A 23,943-nucleotide genomic window follows, 5' to 3' on the forward strand; every position below is an offset into this window, starting at 1 on the left:
TGGCCCAGGACTGAAAAGGAGTAATAATTGAGCAAGGAAAATTATCAATAAAAGCTTGCAGGGCGGGCACACATGAGACTGATTTCCCGGAAGGGAGATAAACCAGCAAGTATCAGATTCATACGGCAGCAGAATTCGTTCAAGTATTGCTGCCGGTACTTGGCGCCAATACCAAAGAAGGTGCTATTTATCCAAGTGCCGGCTTGTTTGACAATGGACCATCCTTTTTTATGCTTACGGGGACCGTAACGTCTAATTTCACGGGAAGCTGCCGGGTTCCCCTGTACAGTTATGTAGTCGCAGAAATCTGTGATCACTTCCATGGATGGCTCAGCCCCTTGGTAATCGGAAGCATCCAAAACTTGCATTTGAACACGGGAAATTCCGCTCTCCTCGGTCAATGAAACGCCAACGAGCACGGACGCGGTAGAGGGAGGTGTAAAGTAACCGACAGCAACGTCCCAACTGGCTAACGTAGCGCTGTGGGCAAGCACATGTCCAGAAAGGCGCAGCATCCCTTCATCATGAGACATAGCCTCACGGATAGCATGAAGCATACTCCAGGCAGTTTTGTAGGTAACGTGAAGCAGCCGCTGTAAGGAAACCGCGTTGATGCCAACCGCAGGGTTGGAAATACAGCGAATGGCAGTAAACCATTTGGTTAAAGGCGTACGACTCCGCTCCATAATGGTGCCTGCGGTTAAAGAGGTTTGATGTCTGCAGCAGGCACATTCGAATAGAGGCTGACGCCGGGTGGTAATGGTATAAGCATGGCCATGCCCGCAGTATGGGCACACAAACCCGTTGGGCCATTTAAGTTGGTACAGATAGTCCAAACATGCTTGTTCGGAGGATTGGAGCAAATCTAACCATTCATTTTCTTCCGTTGTTACTGGGGAGGGGGCAGTGCTGAATTTTAACTCCAAATCGTTTTTCATTATCATGCCCGATTGCATGCTATTTTCCTCCCCAACCAGAGAACTTATGTTCCTATTATACCAAACATACGTTCTTGTTTCAAGCTCTTTTTTTGTGAGCGGGATCGGTAGAAATAGGTGTTAAGTAGTATGGTGTGAAATTAAGGTAATCCTGAGGGAAGGGGATAATAGACGACAAGGGCTGGAATAGGCACTAAGGGAGTGCCCCAGCATACAAAAATCCGGGTACAGCAAGGTTCAGCTGCGACATGAATATGGGTACTGCGCTGTTTTTTCCATGATCAGGAGAATCCTTTTTGCATCAAATTGAAGAATTATGGTATAGTTTCTCCTATAGCTTGTATGGAATTTTGAGGTGATTATCGGTTGTTTAACAAGTTGAAGCCGCAGCTTGCGGCCAATTCCATTTTCGAAGTTCCGCTGGAGGAATTGTGGAAAAGGGGAATCCGGGGAATTATCACTGATCTGGACAATACGCTGGTGGGGGCCAAGGTGCCGCTGGCTACTCCGGAGCTGGTGGACTGGTTGAAAAAGGTGCAGGACAGAGGCTTTCAAGTGGTGATTGTCTCCAATAACAACAAGCTGCGGGTGAGCGCTTTTGCTGACCCTATTGTTGTTCCGTATATATCCAGTGCGAAGAAGCCGATGAATGCCGCCTTCGTCCGGGCCATGAAGCTGATGCAGCTTGGTCCGGAAGCGACTGCAGTGGTGGGGGATCAGATGCTGACGGACGTGCTGGGAGGCAACCGCCTGGGGCTGTACACGATTCTGGTGGCGCCGGTTGCGGCTGCCGATGAGGGCTTTTTTACCAGAGTGAACCGGGTAATTGAGCGAGTGGTCGTCCGCTTCATGAAGCAATAAGAATATTGGGGGAACGGTATGTTCGACACAGATGAAGTCTTACGCTGCGAAGGGTGCGGAGCTGCCCTGCAGGTGGAGGACCCGGGGGCCATCGGGTATATCCCGGAGGCGGCCTTGAACAAGATTCCGGTGGTTTGCCAAAGATGCTTCCGGATCAAGAACTATAATGAAATGTCCAGTGTTACACTGAATCAGGATGATTTTCTGAAGATGCTGGGCTCCATTGCCAACAAAAAGGCGCTGGTGGTCCACATTGTGGATGTATTCGACTTCGAAGGCAGTCTTATTGGCGGGCTCCAGCGTTTTATCGGGAACAATCCCGTGCTGCTGGTGGTCAACAAGATTGATTTGCTGCCCAAGGTCAGCAACTGGAACCGCATCCGCAACTGGGTGCAAAAGCAGGTCAAGGAAAACGGCCTGAAGGTGGCGGAGACTGTATTGGTCAGTGCCAGGAACAACCAGGGGTTCGACCGGGTGATTGAGTTGGTGGGACGTTTGCGTGAAGGTCGGGATGTCTATGTGGTAGGCGCCACCAATGTGGGCAAATCTACCTTTATTAACCGGCTGATTCGGGATTACAGCGATTTGGGGTCCGAGTTGACGGTATCCCAGTATCCGGGTACAACTCTGGATCTGGTGGAAATTCCTTTGGAGGATGGCAAGTCCGTTATCGATACACCGGGCATTGTATACCGGCACAGGCTGACGGAGCTGCTGCCCAAGCAGTATTTGAAAACAGTGCTGCCGGACAAACCTCTGAAGCCGATGATTTACCAGCTGAACGAGGGACAGACGCTGTTCTTTGGAGCATTGGCCCGGTTTGATTTTGTCGCTGGGGAACGGCAGTCCTTTACCTGTTATGTTTCTTCTGGCGTCAAAATTCACCGTACGAAGCTGGACCGGGCGGACGAGCTGTATGCCGAGCATAAGGGCGAACTGTTGACTCCTCCCGTGCTGGAGGATGTGGAAGCCCTTCCCACCTGGGTAAAGCATAATATCCGGGCTAAAGCCGGTGCGGAGACGGAAGTGCTTATCTCCGGGCTTGGCTGGATCACAGTGAACAATAAAAACGGCGCAGATCTGGTGGTTCATGCCCCGCGGGGGGTTAAAATCGCCGTCCGCACTCCGGTTTTGTAAGAATCTGCAGCTAAGAGAGGGTTGGCTCATGGGAGAAGAGAGAACAGGCTGGGCAGAGGGGATTCTCAATACGAAAACAATTCTATTCGGCGTCTTCGGCGACCCGGTGGGCCATTCCAAATCCCCATTGATGCTGAACCGGGCATTCCGTGAGGCCGGCATCAACGGGTCTTACGGGGCCTTTCATATTCTGCCGGGAACGCTGCAGGCTGCGGTAGAAGGGATTCGCGCTTTGGGGTTCCGCGGGGTGAATGTAACCATTCCCCACAAGGTAGAGGTGATGAAATATCTGGACCGAATTGATGAGGCTGCACAGGCCATCGGTGCAGTGAACACCATAGTCAATGAGAACGGCGTGCTGACCGGCTACAATACGGACGGGATCGGATATGTCCGGTCTCTGAAGGAGGAAACCGGCGTGTCCCTGGCAGGCAAGGAGGTTTTGCTGCTCGGTGCAGGTGGGGCTGCCCGGGGGATTGTCTATGCCTTGGCAAAAGAAGGGGTGGCGAAGATTGTTATCGCCAACCGGACGAAGGAGCGCGCCCTGGAGCTGGCACGGGATATGGCTACTCATGTGGCTACAGAGGGGATCGGCATCAGTGAAATTGAAGCCTTTATGGACCGGACGCAGCTGGTGATTAATACAACCGCCGCGGGAATGCATCCCAATGTGGATGAGCTGCCAATGGACCTTGATCCCTCCCTTCTGCATCGGGAGCTTACTGTAAGTGATCTTGTCTACAATCCGCGAATTACTGCTCTCCTGAAGCATGCGGCAAATACAGGGGCGCAGATTCACAGCGGCTTGGGCATGTTTGTTTATCAAGGGGCGTACGCCTTTGAATATTGGACTGGTCGGCCCGCGCCTGTAGGGGCTATGCGGGCTGCAGTGGAAGAGGCTTTTGGAAGTTGAAATAATAAACGAAATCATTTGATATGAGAATGTGGAGGAGCAAGCATGCTTACAGGAAAACAAAAAAGGTATTTGCGGTCGGAAGCCCATCATTTGGACCCGATCTTTCAGGTTGGGAAGGGCGGCGTCAACGACCACATGCTGAAAAGCATCAGTGAGGCGCTGGAGGTCCGGGAGCTTCTGAAGGTATCCATCCTCACCAACAATACGGATGACAAGCATGAGGTGGCAGAGGAGCTGGCACAAGGAACGGGAGCGGAGCTTGTTCAGCTTATCGGCAAAACCGTTATTTTGTACAAGGAATCCGCGGAAAACAAGCGCATCGTGCTTCCGCGGTAATCCGAGGGGGAATCCGGCATGCGGATCGGCATTATGGGCGGCACCTTCGACCCTATCCATATGGGACACTTACTGGCGGCTGAGCTGGCCAGAGAGGCGGAGCAGCTGGATGAGGTATGGTTTATGCCCGCCTTTGTTCCACCCCACAAGCAGAATGGAGCTGTGGCGGAAGCGGAGGACAGGCTGGCCATGTCCCGGCTGGCTGTGGAGGGGAATCCCCATTTTAGGGTGACGGATATTGAAATTGCCAAGCATGATACGTCTTATACGATTGATACGGTGGAGCTGCTAACCTCGCAGTATCCGGAGGACAGCTTCTGTTTTATCATCGGTGCTGATATGGTCATGTATTTGCCTCATTGGCGGCGGATTGACGAGATTGTCCGTCTTATCCGTTTTGTGGGACTGGCAAGGCCGGGTTACACCCTGGCTTTGGAGGAGCTCCCGGAAGCGATCGCAAGCCGGGTGACGTTAGCGCCAATGCCGCTGATGGAGCTGTCTTCAACGGAAATCCGCAGGCGGCTGAGTGTCGGACAGACAGTCCGGTATATGGTGCCTGAACCAGTGCGGCTGTATATGGAGGGAAAAGGACTTTATGCCTAACGATCAACTGATGGAACAGGTCAAAAGCCAAATGCCCGCCAAACGGTGGTCCCATACCTTGGGTGTCATGGAGTCCGCTTGTATATTGGCTGAGCGTTTTGGCGCCGACCGGGAAAAAGCGGAGCTGGCGGCATTGCTGCATGACTATTGCAAATATTGGCCGGTGAACAAGCAGAAGCAGGCTTTGCTGGATCATGATGCAGCGGGAGATTTGCTGGATTACGAAGCTGCATTGTGGCATGGACCGGCAGCCGCGGTTGTACTTCCTGCGGAGACAGGAGTTACGGATGCGGAGGTACTGGACGCCGTGCGGTGGCATACCTCCGGCCGGGAGCAGATGACCCTTTTGGACAAGATCGTCTGTTTGGCGGATTATATCGAACCTAACCGGGATTTTCCCGGTGTGAATAAGATCCGGCAATTGGCTGAACATAGTCTTGAGAAGGCGCTGGTGGCCGGGTTCGATTCTACGATTTCATTTTTACTGGAGAAGGGGCAGCCGATCTATCCGTTGACGGTTTTGTCCCGCAATGCCTTATTGCATGATTGATAAACACAGGGGAGGAATAAATGAATGAGTTTACAGCCGGAAGCCGTGATGTCCTTGGTAATGGATGCTGCGGAGGATAAAAAAGCGATGAATCTGGTTGCGTTGAATCTGGAGGGGCTGTCGATGGTGACGGATTATTTCGTAATCTGCCACGGCAATTCGGAAACCCAGGTTCAAGCCATTGCCACCGAAATCCGCAAACGGGCCGATGAGAAGGGTGTTACGGTTCGGGGGATCGAAGGTGTGAATACAGCCAGATGGGTGCTCGTGGATCTGGGTGATGTAGTGGCCCATGTTTTCCATAGGGAGGACCGTGAATATTACAATATCGAACGTCTGTGGTCCGACGCGAAAGTGGTTGAGCGGGTATGACCGTGAACTTTCAGGCCGGAACGGCGGTTACGCTTCAAGTGGCCAGGGAAAAGGCGCCTTACGGTTATTTTCTGACAGACGGCAGCCAAGATGTGCTGCTCCATTATACGGAGGTTGTCGGCACCATCAAGCAGGGAGAGCAGCTTGAGGTGTATCTGTTCCACGATACGGAGGACCGGCTGGCGGCAACCATGCGCCGGCCCCGGCTGCTGCTGGGGGAAATGGGTCTACTGGAAGTAACTGATATCCATCCCCGTTTCGGCTGCTTCCTGGACATCGGTATTGGCCGCAACCTGCTGCTGCCGTTCCGGGAGCTGCCTGATCTTCAAGAGCTGCGTCCCCAGGTAGGGGACAAACTCTACGTGGTGCTGGACCATGATAAGCAGGGCCGGATGCTGGGCCGCATGGCCGGAGAGCGGGAGTTCGCGGAGCTGGTGTTCCGTGCACCCGAGTCCTGGATGAACCAGTGGATGGACGCCCGGGTGTACAAGCCCTTGCAGGACGGAACCTTCGTTATTGTGGAGGGTGGTGTGCTGGGTTTCGGAGCCTTTGGCATGATCCATGCTTCTGAGCGTCCGCGGCTTTTGCGGGTTGGCGAGGAGGTAAAGGTCCGGGTGACCCACGTCCGCGAGGACGGGCGGGTGAATCTGTCGATGAAGCAGTTGAAGCAAATCGGCCGAGATGAGGATTCGGAGCGGATTATGGATATGCTCCGGCAGCGGGAAGGCGGCGGTATGCCCTATTCGGACCAGACGCCGGCGGATATTATTGCCAAGCGCTTCGGCATCAGCAAAGCGGCCTTCAAACGGGCCTTGGGCAAGCTGATGAAGGAAGGGCTGGTTTACCAGAAGGAAAACTGGACCTACTTGAAGCAGGAAGCCGAGAAAGGTCCTGACGAGGCATGAGCTACGGCAAATTTGCGTTTGTTTATGACCGGCTGATGGAGGATATGCCCTACGGGGATTGGATCGCCTTTGCCCTGGAGGCCTTCAGCCGGAATGGAATGACGGAGCCCGGAGGAGCCGGGAGCAATGGGGCAAGCCCGGTTGTAGTGGATTTGGGCTGCGGAACAGGCAGCATCGCCATTCCCTTGGCTCTGCAGGGCTGCCGGGTTTACGGCATCGATCTGTCGGAGGAGATGCTCTCCATTGCCGAGGACAAAAGCCGGGAGCTGCTGTCCGGTCCCCGTGGTTCCGTGCCTGGGCCGGTTTGGCTGGCTCAGGATATGCGGGAGTGGGAGCTGGACGAAAAGGCGGATGCGGTGGTTTCCTTTTGCGACTGCCTGAATTACTTGACGGAGGAAGAGGATGTAGCTGCTGTGTTCAGCCGGACATTCGCCGGGTTGAAGCCGGGCGGAGTGTTTCTGTTCGATGTGCACACAGAAAAAACATTGCTGGATTACGCAGAGAATCAGCCTTTTGTGTATAACGAAGAGGATCTGTCGTATATCTGGGAGTGTGAGCTGGATGAGGAGCTTCGGCTGATCCGGCATGATCTGGCGTTTTTTGTGAAGGAGCCGCAAGGCTGTCTTTACAGCCGCTTTGACGAGACGCATGAGCAGCGGGCTTACCCGCTTAAGCTGCTCCGCAGCCAGTTGGCTGCTGCCGGATTTGCCGATATCCGGGTATGCGCCGATTTCTCGTGGCAGGAAGCGGACGAATCGGCCACGCGGGCGTTTTTTGTTGCAGTGAAGCCGGTTTAATGAAACCTGATAAAGCCGCCTCTGTTGCGGCACTGACCCTCTTTTTTTCGTCAGGGGGAGTGCTGTGCAGGGGCGGCTTTTTTGTGCGGGTAAAAGATGTGGGTGTGGGTTAAGCCTGGTCTGCCTGGTCCGGGAAAGCAGCGGCGAAATAACGGCCCCAGTGGGGGCGGCTGCCGTCGGCATCGGTAAAATCGTATTCCTCCGACAGCTCCCAGGTGCTTAAGGAGCGGCCGTTTTTCCGGGCAACCTGGGGATCGGAGGCTAACGCGGCCACTGCCCTGCCGATATACGCCGGAGTTTCCGAGGCGATAAAATGAGGGTCCTGGGCGGCCGCATCCCGCCAGTTGGCTTCCGTGACGCCAAAATGGTCCAGCATGGCCTCGGAGCGCAGGAAGCCCGGGGTAAGGGAGAGTGCTGTTACTCCGTAGGGCTTCAGCTCTTCCGCCAGCCCTTCGGCAATGTGGACGCCGGAAATTTTGGCCAGGCTGTAAAAGAGGCTGCCCCGGAATTTGTAGCCTACGCCATCTGTAATTTCGATCAGCAGCCCGCTGCCTGCTGCAGCCAACAAAGGGGCGCCGTAATAGGCGGATATCAGGTGTGCGGAAACGGCTTGCTTCTGCATTTGGAGCCCATGAGTCAGGCTTTGCTCCCAGAAGGGTCTGCTCCATTCCATCAGCATATCACCGCCCCAAATATCATTGATAAGGATATCCAGCCGCCCGAACTGCTCCTGCTTCACCCTGGCGAACAAGGCTTGCGTTTCCTCAGGCACTGTAAGGTCGACCCGCACCGGAATGCCAAGCCCGCCCCGGGCGGTAACCCCCTCCGCCGTTTCCTCAATGGTCTCCGGCCGCTGCATGGGGGATGGATTCCCTCTGGTGCTTCTGCCTGCCACATATACGGTGGCTCCTTGCTCCCCTAACGCCAAGGCGATGGCGCGTCCTGCGCCGCGGGTGCCTCCGGCTACTACTGCAATTTTTCCCTCTAATGTGCCCATTCGGATCCAATCCTTTCCTTTGTTGGTACCTTCGAAGTTTATGCTACCACACCAATTAAGACATCCTTTGTCATATTAATGTGGTATCCTTAAAGGAAATCATGTGCGGATGGCGGGAGGTTCATTCTATGCGGGCAGACCGGTTGATTCAGCTGCTGGTGCTTCTCCAGCAATCAGGGAAATGGACGGCCAAGGAGCTGGCAGTCAAACTGGAGGTTTCCGAGCGTACGGTGCAGCGGGATATGGAGGCTTTGTCGATGGCAGGCTTTCCTGTATTGGCGGACCGTGGCGCCAACGGCGGATGGTACCTGCAGGAGGGCTACAGAAGTCTCTTAACGGGGATGAGCCGCAGCGACATTGAGGTGCTGCTTATGCCGGAGCTTGCGGCAAGAGGGGGAGACTCCCGGTGGGGGGAGGCGTTCCGGCGGGTATCCCAAAAGCTGCTGATGGCGCTGCCGCAAGGCTGGAGGGAGCAGGCGGAGCTGGTCAGGCGCCGGATTCTGGTAGACGGCGCAGGCTGGTATGCCCGGACCCCCGATGCCCAGGAAGCCGTGCTTGCCGTTCTGCAGGATGCTTTGTGGGCCGGCAAAAAGACATCGTTCCGCTATGGAGCCACTGGCGGTGGGGAAGAGATGGCGGACCGGATCGTCAGCCCCTGCGGCCTGGTGGTTAAAGGCACCGTCTGGTACCTGGTAGCCGCACCGGAGCAGGCTGGGGATGATAGGGGCAGCGAGGGCGTTGGCGGTGAAGGTCAGGGCGGCCCTGTGGCTGCAGAGTCACTGCGCACATACCGGGTGTCCCGCATCCGGGAGGTTCGTATGACGGAGCGGGCCGCGGCGGAGATTCCGCCGGATTTTAACCTGGCCGCCTATTGGGAGGCCTCCCTGGTGCGGTTCCGGGAGCAGCTTCCGGTATATCCCGCCGTTGTGGAGGGGGAGCCGGAGGGCATCCGGCAGCTTGGGGAAACCCGCTATGTCCGGCTTCTGCGGACGGAGGCTGCTGAGGGCGGGCGGCTCCTGGCGCAGGTGGAGTTCAACACAATGGAATCTGCCGCCTCCATTGTGTTGGGCCTGCAAGGGGCGGTGAGGGCGGTGGAGCCGGCGGAGCTTGTGCGGGACATCGCCGTCAAGGCTGCGAGGCTGGCAGAGCTGCACGGGGGGTGACGTGCGCCCTGCTTCTTGACAATGATGGTCCAACAATCATATAATTTCACCATATATGCACAATTTGCTGAAAAAAAGGCTTGGAAAAGGAATAGTAGCGTACGGGGAGACATTACAGAGAGCCGGAAGCGGTGGAATCCGGCATGTCGCGCCTCTGGCGAACTCGCCTTGGAGCCTGGAGGATGAGGGGAACGGCTAACGACAGATTGTTTGTTGTCCGGCGCCTTAAGTCCGACCGAAGTAAGCCCGCGTTAAGGGCTGATGAAGTGGGTGGGCAAGGGTTTGCGGCGGATAAGCCGACAGCCGGGCCCATCAAGCAGGGTGGTACCGCGGGAAGCCGATGCTCTCGTCCCTAGCAGGTTTTTTATGCTGGAGGCGGGGGCTTTTTTGCGCAAGAATGGTTGAAAACAAGGATTGTCCACGGAATGAAAAGCGGGAGGAAGTTGGCTATGGCAGAAGAAGTGAAAGAGAGCAAGGAAACGGGATATAACCCCCAGGTGCTGGAGCCCAAGTGGCAGGCGAAGTGGGATCAGGAAAAAACCTTCAAGGTGCTGGAGAACAGCCCTAAGCCAAAATTTTATGCGCTGGATATGTTCCCCTATCCGTCCGGAGCCGGGCTGCATGTGGGCCATCCGGAAGGATACACGGCTACCGACATCGTTTCCCGCTACAAGCGGATGAAGGGCTTCAACGTGCTCCATCCCATGGGCTGGGACGCCTTCGGTTTGCCGGCGGAGCAATATGCGCTGGACACGGGGAACGACCCCCGGGATTTCACCAAGAAGAATATCGAAACCTTCAAGCGGCAGATCAAGTCCCTGGGCTTCTCCTACGACTGGGACCGGGAAATCAGCACCACCGATCCGGATTACTACAAGTGGACCCAGTGGATCTTTATCCAACTGTATAAGATGGGCCTGGCCTATGTAGACGAAGTGCCTGTAAACTGGTGCCCTGCCTTGGGCACGGTGCTGGCCAACGAGGAGGTCATCGACGGCAAAAGCGAACGTGGCGGCCACCCGGTCATCCGCAAGCCCATGCGCCAATGGGTGCTGCGTATTACCGCCTACGCGGAGCGTCTCCTGGAGGATCTGGAGGAGCTGGACTGGACGGAAAGCATCAAGGACATGCAGCGCAACTGGATCGGCAAGTCCAAGGGAGCCGAGGTGCGGTTTGCTATCGACGACGTGGCCGGTGCCGAGCTGACGGTCTTCACCACCCGCCCGGATACCCTGTTCGGCGCCACCTATTGTGTGCTGGCTCCCGAGCATGAGCTGGTTGCCAGGATTACCACACCGTCGCAGGAAGCAGCGGTGAAGGAGTACCAGGACAAGGCCGCCCGCAAAAGCGATCTGGAGCGGACGGATCTGGCCAAGGACAAAACCGGCGTGTTCACCGGCGCCTATGCCGTTAACCCGGCAGACGGACGCAAGGTGCCCGTCTGGATTGCCGACTACGTGCTGGCCGGCTACGGCACCGGCGCCATTATGGCGGTTCCTGGCCATGATGAGCGGGACTACGCCTTCGCCAAGCAGTTCGGCCTGCCCATTGTGGAAGTGGTACAGGGCGGCAGCCTGGAGGAAGCGGCCTACGCTGGGGACGGCGCCCATGTGAACTCCGGCTTCCTGGACGGCCTGGCCAACGAAGCGGCTATCGCCAAGATGATCAGTTGGCTGGAGGAGAACGGCAAAGGCAAGGGCAAGGTTACCTACCGCCTGCGGGATTGGCTGTTCAGCCGTCAGCGGTATTGGGGCGAACCGATCCCGATCCTGCATCTGGAGGACGGCACCATGAAGCCGGTTCCCGAGTCGGAGCTGCCGCTGGTGCTGCCCCACACGGATGCCATCCGCCCCTCAGGCACAGGAGAATCCCCCTTGGCCAACCTGGAGGACTGGGTAAATACCGTAGATCCGGAAACAGGCTTGAAGGCCCGCCGGGAAACCAACACCATGCCCCAATGGGCAGGCAGCTGCTGGTACTACCTGCGTTATATCGACCCGAAGAACAGCGACGCCCTGATTTCCAAGGAGCTGGCTGACAAATGGCTGCCTGTGGACCTCTACATCGGCGGCGCCGAGCATGCGGTGCTTCACCTGCTGTATGCCCGCTTCTGGCACAAAGTGCTGTACGATCTGGGCGTGGTGCCTACCAAGGAGCCCTTCTACAAGCTGGTCAACCAGGGCATGATCCTGGGCGAGAACAATGAGAAGATGTCCAAGTCCAGAGGCAACGTGGTGAACCCTGACGATATTGTAGGCCAGTTCGGTGCGGATACCCTGCGCATGTACGAAATGTTCATGGGCCCGCTGGAGGCGACTAAGCCCTGGAGCATCACCGGCGTGGAGGGCATCTACCGCTTCCTGAACCGGGTATGGCGCTTGTTCATCGGCGAGAACGGACAGCTTCAGGAGAAGATCGTGAAGGACGGCGAAACCACCGACGCGTTCAAAAAGGTGTGGCACAAGTCCATCAAGAAAATCGGCGAGGACTATGAGGGGCTGCGCTTCAACACCGCCATCAGCCAAATGATGATCTTCGTCAACGAAGCGTACAAAACCGATGTGCTGCCGCTTCAGGCCATGCGGGAGTTCGCCCAACTGATGGCGCCCATTGCACCGCATATTGCCGAGGAGCTGTGGGAGCGCCTCGGCGGCTCCGAAGGCATCACTTACGCGGCTTGGCCGCAGGCGGATGAAGCCTGGACGGTGGACAGCGAGGTGGAAATCGTGGTGCAGGTCAACGGCAAGATTGTGGAGCGCTTGAAGATTGCAGCCGACTTGTCCGAGGAGGCCATGGAGGAAGCAGCCCGTGCTTTGGAAAAGGTGCAGGCGGCCATCGAGGGCAAAACCGTACGCAAGGTGATCCGGGTAAAAGGCAAGCTGGTCAATATCGTAGCCAATTAAGGATAAGGTTCAGACCGTTTCTCCAATAAACGGTCTGCTTTTGGAGACCCGGGGACGTTTCAGGTTCCCGGGTTTTATTTTCCCGAGAGGAGCAATAAACAGATGGAGCTTGGGGCACGGATCGGCATCGGCAACACAGCTGAGATTTTTGAGGCGGGCCAGGGCAGGGTGGTCAAGCTGTTTGTAAAGGGGTACCCGGAGTCGAGCATGATGAAGGAGTACGAAAATTCCCGGCTGCTCCATGGCCTTGGGCTTCCGGTGGCGCATAGCTACGGAATGGTGCAGCACGGGGAACGCCACGGGATCATTTATGACCGGGTAGAGGGCGACTCGCTGCTGGATTCGCTCATGGCGGATCCTTCCAGGCTGGAATCAGGCGTGTCCGCCCTGGCGGCCCTGCACCGGACGATGCTGGCCTGCCGGCTGCCGGAGGCCTTGAGCCTGAAGGAGATCCTGCGGCAGTATATTGGCCGGAGCAAGGACCTGGACGATGCCCACAAAGAGAAGCTGCTCGTTTTGTTGGAGGAGCTGCCGGAGGGGGACTATTTTTGCCATGGGGACTTTCACTTCGGCAATGTTATGGCGGGACCGCAAGGGCATACGGTCATCGATTATATGAACATCTGCCGCGGGCATACATATGGAGATATTGCCAGAACCGTGTATTTGACCGAAATGACTCCGGTGCCGGCTGAGGCAGGGGATCAAACGGAGTTTTTGCTGCAGCTGAAGAAGAGAGCCGCTGATCTGTATCTAGACCAAATGGGCGTAACCCGGGAGGAGCTGTCGGGCTGGCTGATGGTGACGGCTGCGGCACGGCTGGGTGAGCTGCGCCGGGAGGAGCAGGCAGAGCGGGAGTCGGTGCTCCGTTATTTGCAGCAGAACGGTCTTGCCTGCTGACACGAGCTGGGGCTGGGGAGGCTTATCCGTTTCCTGCCACGCAAAAAAGAGGGCGTAACGCCCTCTTTTTTATTCCCGCCTCTATTCAATGGCGTTCAGAAAAGCTGCGTCCACCTTGGCCAGGTCCTCATAAAATTTGGCGTGGGTGATGCGAATCAGCCGATTGAACATGCCGTCCAGCTCATGGTCCATGAGTTTCAGGCCTTCTGCTGTAATGCCTCCTGGCACCGCCACCCGCTTTTGCAGCGTCTCCGGGGTAAAGCCGCCTTCCGTTAACAGAAGGCCGGTGCCCAAGAGCATCCGGGACGCCATGCGGGTGGCTTCCTCGTAGGGGATGCCCGTTTCCACCGCAGCAGCATCCACAAACCGCTGAACCAGCAGCGCAAAAAAAGCCGGTCCGCAGCTGGACAGATCCGAGGTGATCCGTGTGTGTTTTTCGTCAATGCGGATAGGCTCGCTGATGGGGGCCAGAAGCTCCTCCAGGGCTGTTTTATCCTCTTCCTCCATCCGAGTTCCGTACATGCACAAGGCTGCGCCGTTTTGGACGAAGTTGGTGATGCTGGGAATAACCTTGGCGATTTTGCAATTCAGCTGCTCCTCCAGGTGGCGGATCAGCACGGGGGAAGTGATGGAGACGATGATTTGCTCCGGCATGGTGAGCTTCCTGATTTCGTCCAGCACCCGCTTGTATTCGGCAGGTTTGACGCAGATAAAGATCAGGTCCGCCTCCAAAACTACTTCAATATTGGAACGGGCAGCCAAGAGACCGGGGTGCCTTTCGGCCAGGGCCAATACCTTCTCACGGGTACGGTTGGCGGCAATGATGGCAGAGGGGGCCAAAGCGCCGGACCGGATCAGGGCTTCGATCAAAATGCTGCCCATACTGCCGGTTCCGATAAAGCCGACCTTCATGAAGCTCTCCTCCTCGCTTTCGGGTAGGTGAAGGTCCTCTAGGCTTAAGCCCAGGGACGTTTTGTGCATGTATATGCCGAAGTACTGCTGATTATGCCGGACAAGCGCAGAGAAGCTCTTGCCCGCAGCCGGCCGTTTGCGCTATAATGGGCACAACTGAACATGGGCGCGGAAGCACCGCCGTTTACAAGCCGGAAGGCTATGTGACGGCGGTTTTTTGTTGTGGAGAAGAGCCGCACCCTTAAAGGAGAATCAAGTGATGGCCAACTGGCTTCGGCTTCATTGGAAAAAGCTTATGTTTGTGGCACTGCTGCTGGGGGCGGCTGGATTTGGATTTGTACGCAAGGCAGTGGAGGAGCGGGTCACGTCGGAATGGAGCGAAGTGAACGGGGAGGTGCAGTCCCTGTTGAATGCCTCCGGGCGGAACGGGGGCACAACTCAGGCTTCCTCATCCGGGCAAGGTGCTTCCGCACAGCCGAAGGATCAGGCCACAGCTCAGGAAGCAGTCCCGGGTGCGCCAACACTGCCGGCACCATCAGCAACTGCTCCGGTGCAGGCAGAGGCTACCGCAGCACCCGCCCAGTCCCCGGCGGGAACAGCCGCAGCAAAAGGCTTGATTGACATTAATACGGCGTCGGCCTCACGCCTGGATGAGCTGCCGGGCATCGGGCCGGGCAAGGCCCAGGCCATTGTGGAGTACAGGCAGTCGAAAGGCCCCTTCCGCACCCCGGAGGACCTGAAGAATGTGAAGGGCATCGGCCAGAAAACCTATGACGGCTTAAAGGACCGGATTACGGCATCCGTGGCGCCTTAAGGCAGGCTGAAGGGCGCCGGTGGCCGAAGCTGCACCCGGACACGGGGCATTGGCGAATACGGGAGCCGGTGATATAATGTAGGCCATAACCAACGGAGATACGGGACCACCGTGTCACGCCGGGAAAGCGAGGGCGGCACAGCCGCGTTACCATGAGCATTCGCAAGGACTGGGATACCTATTTTATGGACATTGCCTATATGGCCTCCACCCGCTCCCAATGCTCCAGAAGGCATGTAGGAGCCGTTCTGGTGCAGGGCAAAAAACTTCTGGGCAGCGCCTACAACGGGGCGCCAATGGGAGTGGCCGATTGCGGCGAAGCAGGCTGTATGATTGTAGAAGAATTCGAAGCCCGGGTGGTGGACGGCAAGGAGGAGCTGGTCCGAAAGCAGCGCTGCATCCGCACCATCCATGCCGAACAGAACCTGATTCTCTTCACCGACCGTAAGGACCGGGAGGGCTCAACGGTATATGTAACGGATGAGCCGTGCTGGACCTGCGCCAATATGCTGGCCAACAGCGGGGTGAAGGAGATTGTGTACCACCGCCCTTATCCCAAGGACACCGCCAAGGTAGCCAAGCTGCTGCAGGAGCGGGGGCTGGTCTTCCGCAGTCTGGAAGCATATGAACCGCCCGGCGGGTGTGTGGAGCCGGTTCAAAACTAACCGAATAATTGAAAGCAGGGGAGCACTCTGCTGCGCCAAACCGGCGTGGCGGGGTGCTTTTTTTATAACTTTTGAAGGGGCAGTGTGATGAACAGAACAGCGATACTAACGGCAGCTTTGTTTACGGCGGGGGCCGGGCTGGCGGCAGCCGGGTACCGGCCGTATTTTTGGGGCTGGGCTGTAATCGGGCTGATATGGATCAGTGCGGTTTTGGCGGGGCGCAGAAGAATGGCTCTTCAGCTGGTTTGGCTGAGCCTGGCTCTCCTTGCGGGCAACGGCTGCTACGCCTGGGCGGATGCCCGGCTGGCCAGTGTGGTGGCCCCGCCTTCAGCCAATTGGAATCCGGCTGCGGACGAAGCAGGAGCGGAGCTCTCCGGCCGGCTGGACACCCCTGTGGAGGTGGACGGGGACCGGGCGGTATTTTATATGCAGACGGAGGAATGGAGCTGGGCGGATGGAGCAGCGGTCCGGCCTGAGGGGGAGCGGGTTTATGTGACCGTCCGTCTTCGGGAGCAGCCGGAGCAGGAGGTAGCGGCAACCTGGAGAAGAGGGGACCGGGTGCAATTAACGGGTACGGTCAAAACGCCTGAACCCGCCCGGAACTTCGGGGGCTTCGATTTCCGCGAATACCTGCGGAAGAAGGATGTGCACTGGATGGTTACCGTCAAAGGCGCCTCCGCCGTGCGGGTATCCCCGCCCGGCCGATGGGATGCGGCCAGACTCCTCCGCTGGAACGATCATATCCGGGAAGGGGCGGGGAGCCGGCTGGCGTCGCTTTTTCCCGGGGACGAGGCGGGTTATATGAAGGGGCTTCTCATCGGGCTCCGCGAGGATTTGGACCCGGAGCGTTTCCGGAATTTTTCCCGTTTGGGCTTGACCCATATTCTGGCCATATCCGGTCTGCATGTAGGTGTTTTTTTGTGGGCGGTCACAGCATTGTGCCGGCGGCTGGGCGTCACCAGGGAATCGGCGGCGCGGTTGGGCTTTTGGACCATTCCCCTGTACGTGGTATTTACCGGATCCTCGCCGTCGGTGGTGCGCTCCGGATTAACGGCTATGGCGGGGCTGTACGCAGCGCGCAAGGGCTGGCTGAAGGACGGCCTGTCTTTGCTTGCTTTGGCCCTGTTGGGGATGCTGCTGTGGAACCCTCTTTTTATCACCGATGTAGGCTTTCAGCTGTCCTTTCTCGTCACCGCAGGTTTGTTGGCGGGGGTGCCTGCTATTACCAGACTCCTGCAGGGCATTCATCCCCTCTGGAAAAGCAGCATTGCCGTAGCTCTGACGGCGCAGCTGGTATCCTTCCCCGTTTCGGTCTATTATTTCAACCAATTTTCCCTGCTTTCCCTGCCTGCCAATCTCCTGCTGGTACCCCTGATCAGCTTTGTGGTGACTCCCCTGGGTTATGGGGCTTTGCTGCTTTCCTTTCTCTGGCCCTGGGCAGCCAAAGGGGCGGCAGCTTTCATTTCATTCCTCAACCGTTTCACCTTCTACACCATCGATTTGTCGGAATGGCTTCCCTCCATGCATCTCAGCTGGCCTACGCCCACATTTTTGTGGATAGCGGCCTATTATATTCTGTTGGCCTGGATCCTCCTGCAGGCGGGTGTGTTGAAGCAGCACCGGGAGCTGGAGCGGCAGCGGATTTACCTGGTTCCGGATGGGGCAGGCTTCCGCCGCAGAGGTGTCAGGATGACGGCGCTTGCCGCCGTTCTGTGGGCAGGCTGCCTTCTGTACGGTTATGCTCCGGCTATCTGGACGGAACGGGACACGGGAACGGTCTCTTTTTTGGATGTAGGGCAAGGGGATTGTGCCTGGGTGCGGACACCGGATGGCAAACATATTCTGATCGACGGCGGAGGTACGGTTTCCTTCCGCAAGGCCGGGGAGGAATGGAAGGAGCGGCGGGAGCCTTTTGAGGTGGGACGGAAAACCGTTGTGCCGCTGCTCAAAAAACGGGGGGTCCATAAGCTGGATACCCTCATTATTTCCCATGCGGACACGGATCATATCGGGGGATTGCAGGCGGTGCTGGAGGAAATGCAAGTAGGCCGGATCCTGTTCAACGGCACGCTGAAATCCAGCCCGGGGGCGGTGAAGCTTTTTCAAACAGCGTTGGATCGCGGTATTCCGCTTATTCCGGTACAGCAGGGAGATATATATACCGTGGGCCGTTCTGCCGTGTGGTCCGTTCTGTCCCCGCTGCAGGAGGAGAGAGGGGCTCAAGTTCGCCTTTTGGAGGAGCAAAATGATGAATCGGTGGTCATGCTCTTAACCATGCTGGGGAAGCGGTTTTTATTTACGGGGGACATCAGCGGAGAGCAGGAGAAGGTGCTGCTGTCCCGTTTATCTGAAGAAGAGGATGCACCCACCCTGGATGTGATGAAGGTGGCCCACCACGGCAGCCGGTATTCCTCCTCCGGAGACTGGTTATGGTACTGGAGCCCGCGGCTCGCTGTGATTTCCTCAGGTAAGAATAACAGCTACGGACACCCCAGCCCCTTGACGCTGGAGCGCCTGGCGGAAACGGATACGTCCGTTTACAGGACGGACCTTCAGGGCGAGGTGGAGTTTTCCGTGCGCCGAAACAGCCTGTTTGTCAGGACCAGATTAACTGGACGTTATGGGAAATAGTAGAAAGTTTGGGTTGGGGGATGAAGTTAAAGCCGATTTGCTATAAAATGAACATAATGAAGGAAAGCGCCGTCAAATTACAGAGCTTGTCTAGGACCTGTCTTCAAACCCACTTAAGGGCAGGCTTTCACCATCTTTTCGTCCCTTGCTTCGTTACTTTCGCTTGACGTACCCCCGGTACGCCTGCACAAAAGTGCCTTGCCTGGAACGAAAATCCGGCAAAATCTGCTCCCCTCGGAGTTTGAAGACAGCCCCTAAAACGGTGTACGGAACTTTTACCCAGTCCCGGCGTATAAACTTTTCTTGAGAGCTATGCAACATTTCTGCAGCCTGGACCGTTTATAAGGTTGCAAGAAAGGGGGTTCCCGTGGTATCGATCGAAACCATTAAGGCTGCCCAAGCAGGGGACCGTGAGGCCTTAATTGCCCTTTTGCGAGATATAGAATCACATGTGTACCGGACGGCCTATTATATTCTGGGCAATGAGCAGGATGCAATGGACGCCTCACAGGAAGCACTGATTCGGATTTATACCAAAATTACATCATACGAGGAGAAAGCGTTGTTCAAAACCTGGGTTCAGCGGATTGTCACTAACATCTGTATCGACAAGTTCAGAAGAACCAAACCCTCGGTGTCTATCGATGAGCATGAGATGGTTTTTGCCTCGGAGCAGGATGTGGAAGCTGCCGTTCTCCGCAAGGATGCGGCCAAGGACATTCACGAAGCCATCGAACGGCTGCCGGAGCATCACCGGGCAGTGGTTGTACTGCGTTATTTGAATGATTTTTCGTACAATGAGATTGCCGATACCCTTAATCTTCCCATCAACACGGTGAAATCGTACCTGTTTCGGGCCAGACACCAGCTTCAGGGAATGCTAGCGGACTATCAGAAAGGAGGGGTGCGGGGATGAAATGCGAGGAGATGATGAATCTGATGCAACAAAGCCTGGATCAGGATTTGACGGCCGAAGAGGAGCTTGTGATGCTGGCTCATCTCAAGCAATGCCCCGGCTGTTCTGACCTGTATGTCCGGCTGAAGCTGCTCCATGACGAATTGGCTCAGCTTCCCAAGGTGAAGCCCGCTTACAGTATTGTGGATGCCATTCTGCCGCAGCTGGAGGAGATCCCGTTGTGGAATGCGGATTCCGCTGAAGGCCCCGAAACCTCTGCCGCTGCCAAGGAGCAGGTGGTTGCATTCCCTCCGGCAAAAGCCCGCAATAACAGGCGCGGTCTGATTTCATGGAAGATTTTCTCCGGGGTGGCGGCTGCCGGCATTATTATCGGGTTGTTCATGTCCAATCAGGACAACCTTCACATGAACAAGACCGCATCGGAGAGCGCTGCTATGCAGAACCGGATGAGCGCGCCCCAAGCTGCTTCCAATTTGGGAGCCTCTACTGGAGCTAAAGGCAAGCAGGACCAGTCTGCGGCGGACAGCGCCACTCAAGATCTGTTCGTGGTGCCCACCCAAACGGGTGCGGCCGGAACAACTTCAGCGGTTCCGCCGTCAACACCGGCGGCAGCCCCGGAAGGGAGCGCCGAGCAGAAGGATATTTCCGGACGGGTTACCATGGCCTCGCCGACGGATTCCTCTGTGAAGGACCAGTTCGGGACGGCTCTGAGGACATCAACGGCAGAGGACCAGGAAACAGCCTCCGGACCGTCTGGCGAAGCTGCAGATGCCTATCAGAAGCAGGCAGATCAAAGTCCAGAGGCGGCTGCCGGTTCCGCTGTGGAGAGCCAGCCTGATGGGACGCAGGAGGAAGGCCATCTTCCTTTAGCCATCATGGAAAAGGCCGGGGACAGTGCAGCATCCCCTGAAGTGGATCAAAGGGGAGGGGCAGCTTCCCTTCCACCGGTGGGAGATGCCAAGCAGATGGGATTCACGCTTGCAGGCCCGACGGCCGGCGGGGCTCCGCAGCCGCTGCCTTCCCCGGACGGGATGTATACCGCCTCCGTGGCGGAGGGCAAGGTGACCATCACGGATAAGGATGGCAAAGCTGTGTTTGTCTCATCCATCCATCTTGGTCCGGAGGTGCAGGTGAGGTTTGTGGAATGGACGGATGCGCATACCTTCTCCTACGCCGTCAAGACTGTTTCCGGCACGGAAACCGTCTATGTCATCTCGGCTGTCCAAGGAAAAGAATGGAAGAAATAAGCCGGATTTCGACTGGAACAAGTTTTGCCCCGCAGGCATAGAATAGAAGGGTAGACCTATGAATCGGCTTCAAGGGTATGCCGCCCGGGTGGAGGTTTCTAGAGCCCTTGCCCCAGCGTTCACATATACCGATTTGGATTGCCGGACAAAAAGACAAGATGCCTTGTGCACTTGTCTTTTTGTTTTTTGGCCGGGGGTCTGGTAAGATGGTAACCGAGGTGTTGACAGATGGATGCCAGAACGTGGATGAAGGAGCTGGACAAGGGAACCGTCCGGCCGTTATATATTTGTTATGGTCCGGAGAAATACCGGATGCGGGAGTTTATTGACTATGTGTTCCGCAAATGTGTGCCAGATGACCTGCGGGAATTTGCGGTGACCAAATACGATTTGAGTGAAACGTCCCTGGACGATGTGCTGGAGGATGCTTTAACCATGCCGTTTATGGCGGAGCGCAAGGTGATTCTCGCCTCCAATGCGGCCTTTTTGACCGGTGCCAAGGAAAGCACCAAGGTGGAGCACCGGCCTGAGCGGCTTCTCGATTATATGAAGTCTCCCGCGGATTTTTCCGTTGTGATTCTCACCGTGGATGCGGACAAGCTGGATGAACGCAAAAAAATCGTCAAGCTGCTGAAGGACAACGGGAGCATGGCTCCTTTTGTCCCTCTGTCGGCGGACGATCTGCTGCAATGGGTGAAGCGCCAGGCGGATGCCTTTTCCTTCCGGTTGGGCACAGGGGCAGCGGAGGCGCTGCTGCTGTCTGCAGGCACGGACCTCCAGGCTCTCCGGTCCGAGCTGGAGAAGCTGTCGCTATATGCCGGAAGCGGCGGCACGGTGTCCGTGGAGGATGTGGACGGTATGGTGGCCCGGACCACGGAGCAGGATGTGTTTATGCTCATCGACCACATTGTCCGGCTGCGCAAGGAAAAGGCCATGACCGTGTTCCACGAGCTTCTCCTCAAAAAAGAAGAGCCTATCAAGATTGCCGCTTTGATGACGCGGCAGTTCCGTATGCTGCTGCAGGTGAAGGAGCTGGAGCGCCAGGGTTATTCCCAGCAGCAGATGGCTTCCCAGCTGGGCGGCCATCCCTACGGCATCAAAATTGCGTCCGAGCAGGGAAAACGCTTCAGCTTCGAGCAGCTGGCGTCTATTCTGGCAAGCCTGGCCGATCTGGATTATGGCATGAAAACAGGCCGGGTGGAGAAAACGCTGGGGATGGAGCTTTTCATTCTGAAGCTGGCTGTGTAGCGGCCGGCCGCTTTAAACGTCAAAAGCCCGGAGGCGCATCCTTACGGATGTACGCTCCGGGCTTTGTTTCATCATCTTAGGCTTTGGTCAGCGCGTTCAGCTTTTTGGCCAAACGGGACTTTTTGCGGTTTGCTGCGTTCTTGTGGATCAGACCCTTGGTAGCGGCCTTGTCCAGCTTCTTGGTAGCAACAAGCAGCAATTCCTTCGCAGAATCAACGTTTTGATTATTCAGAGCACTCTCTGCGGATTTGACCGCGGTGCGAAGTGCGGATTTTTGGGAAGCGTTTTGCAGACGACGCTTTTCGCTGACCTTCACGCGCTTGATTGCGGACTTAATATTCGGCATATCGTTCACCTCCTACACTACTGTACATCCTGCCGGTTCGTGCCGTTGGCAGAACCTTCCGGGCTGCGTCTATTATAGACAACTTTAAACATTCTATCACGGCAATTTTGAAATTGCAAGAGCTTACCGGGGACTGCGGGATGAAAATCTCAAGCGGCCTTCCATCAAGGGGAAACGCATAAGCCATTGCCTTTCTTGGCAAACTATAGCGGCAATCTGTGAAGGAAGGGAGCGGAATCAATGGAGAGACGCATGGATATGCGCCGGCGGGCAACAGATTTCGATGTGGAGGAACAATTTAACGATAACCTGCTGTCTGCATCCCACGCAGACCTGGCGCTGGAGGCGCGGGATCTGGCGTCGAAGGAAACGGGCGGACATGGAATAGAGGGTTTGCTCAGCCATGTGGAGGAAGACGGCGAAATCAAGATTACCCGCATCCGGGTTGAAAACGCTGAGGCTGGACGGCAAATCGGCAAACTGCCCGGTAACTATATCACTATCGAAGTACCCGGTCTCCGCCATAAGGACTCGCAGCTCCAGGACCGGGTAGCCGGTAAATTCGCCGAGGTGTTCGAGGATTTTCTCGCTGATGCCGGTATCGCCAAGGACGCCAAGGTGCTGGTCATCGGCCTGGGCAACTGGAATGTGACACCTGATGCGCTGGGCCCGATTGTGGTGGAAAATGTGATGGTAACCCGGCATTATTTTGAGTTGATGCCCGATCATGTCAGCCCCGGCTACCGGCAGGTCAGCGCTGTGGCTCCCGGAGTATTGGGCACCACGGGGATTGAAAGCAGCGAGATTGTCCAAGGCATTGTGGAGAAGTCCAAGCCGGATCTGGTTATCGCCATAGACGCCCTCGCCTCCCGTTCCCTGGACCGGGTGAACTCTACCATCCAGATTGCCGATACGGGTATCCATCCCGGCTCGGGGATCGGCAATAAGCGCAAGGGGCTAACCAAGGAAATTCTGGGTGTGCCTGTGATTGCCATCGGTGTGCCGACGGTTGTATATGCCTCGACCATTGTAAACAATGCCATCGACCTGATGCATCACCACTTCTCCCGGCAAACCTCCAATACCAAGGAAATTATGGGGCTCTTGGACAATCTGCAGGAGCAGGAGCGGCTGGAGCTGGTGAAGGAGGTGCTTAATCCGGTGGGACATGATCTTCTGGTGACGCCGAAGGAGATCGACCAGTTTATTGAGGACATCGCCAACATTATCGCCAGCGGTCTGAATTCTGCGCTGCACGAAGCAGTGGAGCCGGATAATGCAGGGGCGTATACCCACTAGGGTGTGTCTGAAAACTCCGAGGGAAGCAGATTATCCTGAAATTTCGTTCCAGGCAAGGCACTTTTGTGAAGGCGTACCGGGGGTCATCAAGCAAAAGTAACGCAGCATGGGCGAAAAAACGGGATAAGATGCCCTCAAACGGGTTTTCAGACAGGCCCTAATAGGAGGTTTGCCGGGCTTCCGGTTGAGGCGTGTGTTTGCCGGCGCTTGACCGGAAGCTTCTTTCTTGTGGATCCTGAGAGGGAGGCTGGGAACGGTGGGTGTATGCGAAAAATCAGCTTTAATTTCGGGAAAGTGCTTCAGGAGGGTGTTGTATATGAAATTTCATATATGAATCTAGTGGATGAGAGTTTAGGATGGGATTATATATGAAATTTCATACTTAACGCGTAAAAATGGGCTGAACCGGAAGATTATACTCGAAAAATCATATACAGCCCATAAAAGCTTCCGCGGAGGAACGAACCCGCTTCACCTAAAGGACGAA

23 protein-coding genes are annotated in these 23,943 nt (G+C 56.3%); 19 read left to right on the forward strand and 4 right to left on the reverse strand.

Going from position 1 to position 23,943, the window contains the following annotated elements:
- Positions 1–44 precede the first annotated feature (44 nt).
- Entirely contained in the window at positions 45–956 is a 912-nt protein-coding gene (locus ACI1P1_RS15185) for a transposase (protein WP_416217255.1), read from the reverse strand.
- Between the two features lie 348 nt (positions 957–1,304).
- Here ACI1P1_RS15185 and ACI1P1_RS15190 point away from each other — a divergent pair, with 348 nt between their 5' ends.
- Genes ACI1P1_RS15190 through ACI1P1_RS15230 form a run of 9 tightly spaced genes read left to right on the forward strand, consistent with a single transcriptional unit; the run spans position 1,305 to position 7,415 of the window.
- The gene (locus ACI1P1_RS15190; protein WP_416217256.1) at positions 1,305–1,799 is read left to right on the forward strand and encodes a YqeG family HAD IIIA-type phosphatase; all 495 of its coding nucleotides are present in this window, start codon (positions 1,305–1,307) and stop codon (positions 1,797–1,799) included.
- Positions 1,800–1,817: 18 nt separating this feature from the next.
- Complete coding sequence (gene yqeH, locus ACI1P1_RS15195; RefSeq protein WP_416217257.1) at positions 1,818–2,936, forward strand: ribosome biogenesis GTPase YqeH; 1,119 nt, start codon at positions 1,818–1,820, stop codon at positions 2,934–2,936.
- Between the two features lie 28 nt (positions 2,937–2,964).
- Positions 2,965–3,849: a shikimate dehydrogenase gene (locus ACI1P1_RS15200; protein ID WP_416217258.1), complete on the forward strand. Its 885-nt coding sequence runs from the start codon at positions 2,965–2,967 to the stop codon at positions 3,847–3,849.
- Between the two features lie 45 nt (positions 3,850–3,894).
- Positions 3,895–4,188 (forward strand): ribosome assembly RNA-binding protein YhbY, encoded by a 294-nt coding sequence (gene yhbY, locus ACI1P1_RS15205; RefSeq protein ID WP_416217259.1) that lies wholly within the window; start codon positions 3,895–3,897, stop codon positions 4,186–4,188.
- A gap of 18 nt (positions 4,189–4,206) precedes the next feature.
- Positions 4,207–4,791, forward strand: coding sequence for a nicotinate-nucleotide adenylyltransferase (locus tag ACI1P1_RS15210; protein WP_416217260.1), 585 nt, complete (start codon positions 4,207–4,209; stop codon positions 4,789–4,791).
- Positions 4,784–5,341 carry a bis(5'-nucleosyl)-tetraphosphatase (symmetrical) YqeK gene (gene yqeK, locus ACI1P1_RS15215; protein WP_416217261.1) on the forward strand — a complete coding sequence of 186 codons (558 nt, stop codon included), beginning with the start codon at positions 4,784–4,786 and terminating at the stop codon, positions 5,339–5,341. The genes ACI1P1_RS15210 and yqeK overlap by 8 nt, the downstream gene beginning before the upstream one ends.
- Positions 5,342–5,365: 24 nt before the next feature.
- Complete coding sequence (gene rsfS / locus ACI1P1_RS15220; protein ID WP_416217262.1) at positions 5,366–5,713, forward strand: ribosome silencing factor; 348 nt, start codon at positions 5,366–5,368, stop codon at positions 5,711–5,713.
- Between the two features lie 2 nt (positions 5,714–5,715).
- Positions 5,716–6,618, forward strand: a complete 903-nt coding sequence (locus tag ACI1P1_RS15225; RefSeq protein ID WP_416217390.1) for a CvfB family protein — start codon at positions 5,716–5,718, stop codon at positions 6,616–6,618.
- Positions 6,615–7,415, forward strand: coding sequence for a class I SAM-dependent DNA methyltransferase (locus ACI1P1_RS15230; protein ID WP_416217263.1), 801 nt, complete (start codon positions 6,615–6,617; stop codon positions 7,413–7,415). Before ACI1P1_RS15225 ends, ACI1P1_RS15230 begins: the two co-directional genes overlap by 4 nt.
- A gap of 109 nt (positions 7,416–7,524) precedes the next feature.
- Here ACI1P1_RS15230 and ACI1P1_RS15235 read toward each other — a convergent pair whose 3' ends face one another.
- Positions 7,525–8,412, reverse strand: coding sequence for an SDR family oxidoreductase (locus tag ACI1P1_RS15235; RefSeq protein WP_416217264.1), 888 nt, complete (start codon positions 8,410–8,412; stop codon positions 7,525–7,527).
- A gap of 128 nt (positions 8,413–8,540) precedes the next feature.
- Between ACI1P1_RS15235 and ACI1P1_RS15240 the strand changes: the two genes are divergently transcribed.
- From ACI1P1_RS15240 to ACI1P1_RS15250, 3 genes are all read left to right on the forward strand, one after another.
- A complete protein-coding gene (locus tag ACI1P1_RS15240; RefSeq protein WP_416217265.1) occupies positions 8,541–9,575 on the forward strand; it encodes a helix-turn-helix transcriptional regulator in 1,035 nt (344 codons plus the stop codon).
- Between the two features lie 449 nt (positions 9,576–10,024).
- The gene (gene leuS / locus ACI1P1_RS15245; RefSeq protein WP_416217266.1) at positions 10,025–12,478 is read left to right on the forward strand and encodes a leucine--tRNA ligase; all 2,454 of its coding nucleotides are present in this window, start codon (positions 10,025–10,027) and stop codon (positions 12,476–12,478) included.
- A 102-nt stretch (positions 12,479–12,580) separates the two neighbouring features.
- Positions 12,581–13,378, forward strand: coding sequence for a phosphotransferase (locus ACI1P1_RS15250; protein ID WP_416217268.1), 798 nt, complete (start codon positions 12,581–12,583; stop codon positions 13,376–13,378).
- An 81-nt stretch (positions 13,379–13,459) separates the two neighbouring features.
- Here ACI1P1_RS15250 and comER read toward each other — a convergent pair whose 3' ends face one another.
- Positions 13,460–14,290 carry a late competence protein ComER gene (gene comER, locus ACI1P1_RS15255; protein ID WP_416217269.1) on the reverse strand — a complete coding sequence of 277 codons (831 nt, stop codon included), beginning with the start codon at positions 14,288–14,290 and terminating at the stop codon, positions 13,460–13,462.
- A 259-nt stretch (positions 14,291–14,549) separates the two neighbouring features.
- Here comER and ACI1P1_RS15260 point away from each other — a divergent pair, with 259 nt between their 5' ends.
- From ACI1P1_RS15260 to holA, 6 genes are all read left to right on the forward strand, one after another.
- Complete coding sequence (locus ACI1P1_RS15260; protein WP_416217270.1) at positions 14,550–15,104, forward strand: ComEA family DNA-binding protein; 555 nt, start codon at positions 14,550–14,552, stop codon at positions 15,102–15,104.
- A gap of 152 nt (positions 15,105–15,256) precedes the next feature.
- Complete coding sequence (locus ACI1P1_RS15265) at positions 15,257–15,769, forward strand: deoxycytidylate deaminase (RefSeq protein ID WP_416217271.1); 513 nt, start codon at positions 15,257–15,259, stop codon at positions 15,767–15,769.
- 87 nt (positions 15,770–15,856) lie between these two features.
- The gene (locus tag ACI1P1_RS15270; RefSeq protein WP_416217272.1) at positions 15,857–18,400 is read left to right on the forward strand and encodes a DNA internalization-related competence protein ComEC/Rec2; all 2,544 of its coding nucleotides are present in this window, start codon (positions 15,857–15,859) and stop codon (positions 18,398–18,400) included.
- A 367-nt stretch (positions 18,401–18,767) separates the two neighbouring features.
- The gene (locus ACI1P1_RS15275; protein ID WP_416217273.1) at positions 18,768–19,316 is read left to right on the forward strand and encodes an RNA polymerase sigma factor; all 549 of its coding nucleotides are present in this window, start codon (positions 18,768–18,770) and stop codon (positions 19,314–19,316) included.
- Complete coding sequence (locus ACI1P1_RS15280) at positions 19,313–20,563, forward strand: zf-HC2 domain-containing protein (protein WP_416217274.1); 1,251 nt, start codon at positions 19,313–19,315, stop codon at positions 20,561–20,563. Before ACI1P1_RS15275 ends, ACI1P1_RS15280 begins: the two co-directional genes overlap by 4 nt.
- Positions 20,564–20,791: 228 nt before the next feature.
- Positions 20,792–21,811, forward strand: a complete 1,020-nt coding sequence (gene holA / locus ACI1P1_RS15285; RefSeq protein ID WP_416217275.1) for a DNA polymerase III subunit delta — start codon at positions 20,792–20,794, stop codon at positions 21,809–21,811.
- 76 nt (positions 21,812–21,887) lie between these two features.
- On the opposite strand, the gene rpsT is transcribed toward holA, so the two are convergent.
- Positions 21,888–22,157 carry a 30S ribosomal protein S20 gene (gene rpsT / locus ACI1P1_RS15290; protein WP_416217276.1) on the reverse strand — a complete coding sequence of 90 codons (270 nt, stop codon included), beginning with the start codon at positions 22,155–22,157 and terminating at the stop codon, positions 21,888–21,890.
- A 240-nt stretch (positions 22,158–22,397) separates the two neighbouring features.
- On the opposite strand from rpsT, the gene gpr reads away from it, so the two are divergent.
- Positions 22,398–23,456 carry a GPR endopeptidase gene (gene gpr, locus ACI1P1_RS15295; RefSeq protein WP_416217277.1) on the forward strand — a complete coding sequence of 353 codons (1,059 nt, stop codon included), beginning with the start codon at positions 22,398–22,400 and terminating at the stop codon, positions 23,454–23,456.
- Positions 23,457–23,943: the final 487 nt, after the last annotated feature.

The sequence above is a fragment of the Paenibacillus mesotrionivorans genome, assembly GCF_046098205.1.
Taxonomy (GTDB): Bacteria; Bacillota; Bacilli; order Paenibacillales; family NBRC-103111; genus Paenibacillus_AR; species Paenibacillus_AR mesotrionivorans.